This window comes from Prevotella sp. P4-119, assembly GCF_002251345.1.
Taxonomy (GTDB): Bacteria; Bacteroidota; Bacteroidia; order Bacteroidales; family Bacteroidaceae; genus Prevotella.
On record NZ_NPJB01000065.1, the window covers coordinates 1 to 5,324 of the forward strand.

Annotated in this window: 5 protein-coding genes and 1 pseudogene; 2 read left to right on the forward strand and 4 right to left on the reverse strand. The window is 43.3% G+C overall.

What is annotated here, in order from left to right; translation table 11 throughout:
• Window positions 1-161: 161 nt before the first annotated feature.
• The 3 genes from trxB to CIK89_RS07310 form a co-directional block, all read right to left on the reverse strand.
• Window positions 162-1,100, reverse strand: a complete 939-nt coding sequence (trxB, locus tag CIK89_RS07300; RefSeq protein ID WP_371327174.1) for a thioredoxin-disulfide reductase — start codon at window positions 1,098-1,100, stop codon at window positions 162-164.
• Window positions 1,101-1,154: 54 nt separating this feature from the next.
• Window positions 1,155-1,703, reverse strand: a complete 549-nt coding sequence (locus CIK89_RS07305; protein ID WP_094390736.1) for a glutathione peroxidase — start codon at window positions 1,701-1,703, stop codon at window positions 1,155-1,157.
• A 703-nt stretch (window positions 1,704-2,406) separates the two neighbouring features.
• A complete protein-coding gene (locus CIK89_RS07310; RefSeq protein WP_094390737.1) occupies window positions 2,407-2,661 on the reverse strand; it encodes a type B 50S ribosomal protein L31 in 255 nt (84 codons plus the stop codon).
• A 189-nt stretch (window positions 2,662-2,850) separates the two neighbouring features.
• Between CIK89_RS07310 and CIK89_RS07315 the strand changes: the two genes are divergently transcribed.
• Together CIK89_RS07315 and CIK89_RS07320 are read left to right on the forward strand one after the other, a co-directional pair.
• Window positions 2,851-3,102 (forward strand): hypothetical protein, encoded by a 252-nt coding sequence (locus CIK89_RS07315; protein WP_094390738.1) that lies wholly within the window; start codon window positions 2,851-2,853, stop codon window positions 3,100-3,102.
• Between the two features lie 28 nt (window positions 3,103-3,130).
• Window positions 3,131-3,628 (forward strand): annotated as a pseudogene (locus tag CIK89_RS07320) (histidine phosphatase family protein); the annotation flags it as partial.
• Here the strand turns inward: CIK89_RS07320 and CIK89_RS07325 are convergent.
• Complete coding sequence (locus CIK89_RS07325; protein WP_094390740.1) at window positions 3,626-4,561, reverse strand: hypothetical protein; 936 nt, start codon at window positions 4,559-4,561, stop codon at window positions 3,626-3,628. The pseudogene CIK89_RS07320 and the gene CIK89_RS07325 overlap by 3 nt on opposite strands.
• Between the last annotated feature and the right edge of the window lie 763 nt (window positions 4,562-5,324).

The window sequence follows — 5,324 nt, forward strand, 5'->3', positions numbered from 1 at the left end:
TGCATTATATAAGAACAAGAGGTTTCTAATGCAAAACCCAATATGATTTTTAATGGTTAAGGTTTATGGTTGATTAATTTAGTTTTAAACGTGAAAAGGCTCGCTGTGAAGCGAGCCTTTTCTTATTCATACTATTTATTTGTTAAATGCTGGCTCTGTGCTTAACCTTCTTTGGCTAACAGGTAGCGTTCGGCCTCTATGGCTGCTTGACAACCGGTTCCTGCGGCTGTTATAGCCTGTCGGTAGGTGGGGTCTGCACAGTCACCGGCAACGAAGATTCCTGGGAGCTTGGTACGTGGAGTACCATCGGTTTTCTTCAGATAGCCCACTTCGTCTGTATCAAGCCATGGGGCGAAGAGTTCTGTGTTAGGCTTGTGGCCAATGGCGAGGAAGAAACCGTCTATGGCAATATCAACTGTTTGTTCATCATTTTCTCCCTTGCGCTTGACGAGGTGTGCGCCTTCTACACCGTTTTCTCCGAAAAGTCCAAGGGTGTTGTGCTCAAACAGGATTTCGATATTGTCGGTATTCATCACTCGTTCTTGCATCACTTTTGAAGCACGGAGATATGGTTTGCGTACGATGAGATATACTTTTTTTGCCAACTGGCTCAGATAGAGTGCATCTTCGCATGCTGTATCACCGCCTCCTACCACGGCAACGGTCTTCTTTCGATAGAAGAATCCATCGCAGGTGGCACACGCAGAAACTCCTTGTCCATTGTATTTACGTTCGTCGTCAAGACCTAAATATTTGGCTGAGGCACCAGTGGCAATAATCACGGTGTCGGCTTCTATCTCGCGTCCTTCTTCATCCCATAAGCGATAGGGAGTTTTAGAGAAATCAACCTTGGTGATGGACCCGTCGCGAAGTTCTGTACCGAAGCGTTCTGCCTGTTCTCTTAGATCCATCATCATCTGGTTGCCATCCACACCTTGTGGGTATCCTGGGAAGTTTTCTACCTCAGTAGTTTGAGTGAGTTGTCCGCCGGGTTGCAATCCGCAGTATTCTATGGGCGCAAGATTTGCACGCGAGGCATAGATAGCAGCAGTATATCCGGCAGGTCCGCTACCGATGATCAGACATTTGGTATGTTCCATTACTTGCAATTCGTTAGTTATTGTTGGAATGCTATATTTAATAATAGGTGTCGCTTACAGCAATGTTTCAATCTGTTGGGCGATATGTTCTATCTTTTCTGTTGGTTCGAAACGGGCTATTACCTGTCCCTTCTTGTTAATCAGAAATTTGGTGAAGTTCCATTTGATATCTGCTTTTTCGCGATAGTCTGGGTCTTCTTTGCTCAGCATATCGTCGAGCACATGTGCTATAGGGTGTGACATATCCCAACCGGCAAATCCCTTCTGTTCTTTTAGAAACTGGTAGAGTGGTTCTGCATCGTTTCCGTTGACCTTGATTTTCTTAAAGCGCGGAAATTCTGTTCCATAGGTGAGTTTGCAGAACTCATGAATGGATTCATCGGTACCAGGAGCCTGTTGCCCGAACTGGTTGCAGGGGAAGTCGAGGATTTCAAATCCCTGGCTATGGTATTTCTCGTAGAGTTTTTCCAATTCTTCATACTGTGGTGTAAATCCACATTTGGTAGCGGTATTGACGATGAGTAATACTTCGTTGGCATACTCTTTTAGTGATACTTCTTTTCCTTTTCTGTCTTTTACAGAGAAATCATAAATCGTTTTCATCTTTATTTTATTAATTGTTTAATCTTGTTTGAAAAGTGTTTGGTTTACTAATCGCAAAGTTACGAATGTTCTGCGTGACAACCAAACTATTTAGCGTTTTTTAGTGGAATGGGTGTTATTGTGGAGAAATGCAGAATGCTTTTTGTCTGTTTGCTGATGGTGAAATCATGGGTTAATCATTATGTTCCATTATATGGCACGTTTTCTCGCCATGGCAGAGTTCATGTAAACATAACTCTGCTTATCTGGCTTAACGAAAACGGTGGTATTAGCTTTTTTTTTTTTTTTGTGTCTGATAATAAAATTTGTTTACTTGTGTAATGGAATAAAGTGTGTATGGTACTATTGCTTTATATGAGTATGGCGTTTTATGTCGTCTTAACTTAAATCGGTTGTTGGATCAGTCAATAATGTTTTCGGTATTCGTTAGACCAGTCGAAAATGTTTTTATATTTATAATGACTGAAATGGGGCTTAATAGAGTAGGTGAATGGATATAAAAACGGCAGGAAACCATAATTGGAATCCTGCCAGTATTTAAAAAACGATCGTTTTCGTTAAGCCAGATGAGCAGAACCGAACTCGTTCGAGTTATGCCATGGCGAGAAAATGAAGGATGAAATTTGTTAGAAACAAAAAAGGCGTGACCATCAGCATATGCAACTACTGTGGGCGCGCCTTTAATTCGTTTTTTCTGTGGAAATTATTTCTTTGCAGCCTTACCGTAGCGGCTCATGAACTTATCTACGCGTCCTGCAGTATCCACAAGCTTGCTCTTACCGGTATAGAAGGGGTGAGAGGTGCTCGAGATTTCGATTTTAACCACTGGGTAAGTTTCGCCTTCGAATTCTACTGTGTCGTTAGTCTTTGCGGTAGAACGCGAAAGGAACATATCGCCGTTGGACATGTCCTTGAACACGACGGGGCGATAGTTTTCTGGATGAAGACCTTTTTTCATTTTAATTGTTACTTATTTAATGTTGTAAATACAAATTCTCGCTTTGAGGTTGCAAAGGTACAAACTTTTTGCCAATCAACCAAATTTTATCCATTATTTGTGTTAAAATATACCGAAAGAGAAAAAATCTCTCGCTAATCTCGTTCTTTTTATATAACTTCGCACCATAATTTAAAACTTGCAATCACAATGAGAAAGTCATGGGTGGCCTTGGTGTTCCTGCTGTTGGCAGGAATTAATATTGTTGGTGCACAAAATAAGAAGACGGCAGTACATGCCATTGGTTTTTACAATCTTGAAAATCTTTTCGACACCTGCCATGATGTCGGACATAATGACTATGAGTATCTGCCTTCGAGCAAAACGCCATGGAATACGGAAAAATATCTCAGAAACTGCGCCACATGTCGCAGGCATTGGCTGATATGGGTACAGATGTAGTACCTCTTCATGTAGGAATATTAGCAGAATGACTACCATCTATCTCATCCGTCACGGCGAGACCGTTGATAATGCCCGGCAGATCATGCAAGGGCAGACCCAAGGTAAACTTAATGATCATGGCATCCAACAGGCAGAAACCGTCAGCAAGCGGTTGGCAGAGGAACCCATCGATGCTGTTGTGGCAAGCGATTTACATCGGGCGGTGGAAACTGCTGAAATCATAGCACGGCCGCATCACTTGCCAGTTGTTACTACACCTCTGCTTCGTGAGCGCGACTGGGGAGCTTTTACTGGACGTTTCATACCTGATCTAAAAGGATTGGTATGGCCTGATGATGTGGAAAGTGAGGAAACGATGATGATGCGTGCTGTCGATTTCTTAGAATATATAACAGCCACCTATCCCGATCAACGGGTGGTGGCTGTGGGTCATGGCATTATCAATAAAGCTATCCTTGCTGTCTATGCCCATTGTCCGATGCGCGAAGTGCAACGGGTGATGAATGCTGAAGTGCGTATGTTATCGACGTCCGCCGTAACTGTGGCCTCCGCCCGTGCTGCGGCCTCCGCCGTTATTGCTACTGCTGTTGCCGACAGAGCGGGTGGCGCCGCTGCCGAATGAACGGTTTCCGCTACCAAAAGAATGGTTGCTACTGGTGGTAGGACGGCTGTTGTTGCTACCGCCTAATGTGCTTTTTCTGTCATTCTCACGACTGCGGTATCCTCCCAACGATTGTCCGTTTCTGTTGTTATCGCGATTGCTGTTCCAACCACGGTCGTTGTTTCTATTGTTGTCGCGATTGCTGTTCCAGCCGCGGTCGTTGTCGTTCCTCCTGTCAATATAGCGATGGTGTGAGTTATTCTGTCGCCAGTCGCGGTTTACTGTGGTACGTGTAGAACTATTGCGCATGCTATGGTGATTATTACGGAAGTCACCTCGATCCCAACCATCCTTCATACCGAAGTGGTTGCGATGATGTTTGGGTGCATAGATATGGCGGCGTGGCTGATACCAACTGCGGTTTCCGTTCATTCGCCAAGAGTGCCCGCCTCGATAGGAAGCGTAGAATACTGGACGCCCGAAATAGAAGAAGTCGCGACGTGGATAGCGGGCATAAATGCCGAAGTGCCAATATCCTCCATGCCAGTAGAGTGGACGATAGAAATATGAAGCAGTTCGGTAGGCGGTCAGTTGCCAGTCGAACAGAACGAAAGCCAAGTCGCTATTGCGGCGCTCCCATCCCAGCGCATAAACATCATCGTAACTTGTAACGCCCATCAGATAGTCAAGGTTGATTTCATAGACGGCCTCATACTGGTCTTCTGTGAGATTGAGTTCGTAAGCCATTTTGTCGGTCAGGAACAAAGCCTCGTTACGGGCTTGCTCGTAACTCATAGCGTTGCCTTTAGCTGCGAATGTCAGCAGACTCATCAGGGCTATCATCATCTTCTTCATACCTTTATCTCCTATATTTTAATTGTTATTACTCTTTGGTTTTCACCAGCCCTTTTGCAAGGGTTTTATCTTGTTCTCGATGCAAAGGAAAACATTTTCCCGATGTTTCGCAAAGGTTTTTCCCTAAACCATCGGGGAAAATCCCTACTAAAGATTATACAACCAAACTAATAGATAATGCAAAATTTTCATTTGACCCAAGAAGTGAAGATGCAGTATATACAATGGGGAATATACCTCCATCTGCAATAAGTATCGCAAAATGAGCAACCTACAATAGTTGCTCGTTTTTTTCGTGATTATTTGTGCCAACATATATATCATTGCAAAAAAATATTTCTTGCGAAGCAACTTCTTCAAAAAGATTTCCTCCAAAGATTTACCTGTGGTTTGTTTTGTCGTGACTCAGCATAGTGAAAGCGCGCTCTCACTCTGTCTTCGCTACTCCAAAACATCTTGCCATAGGCAACCCCAAAACATCCGTCTAAATTCCCTCTAAATTGGCATACGCCTTTGTTTTCTCGCCATGGCATAATTAAAGCGAGCTTTATTCTGCTCATGGCTTAACGAAAACAATCCGATGATTGATTTCTGTGTGACATTTCACCACTGCCTAGGAAGCACCAATGCCAAAAAAATCCGCTTTCTATGTTAAAATCCAAATATTTTGACCATTATTTTTAATTTATGCTGATATTTTATATTCTGGTGAGAAAATTTGGCGATTTCGGACCATAGCAGTGACCAAATGTATGATTTGTTA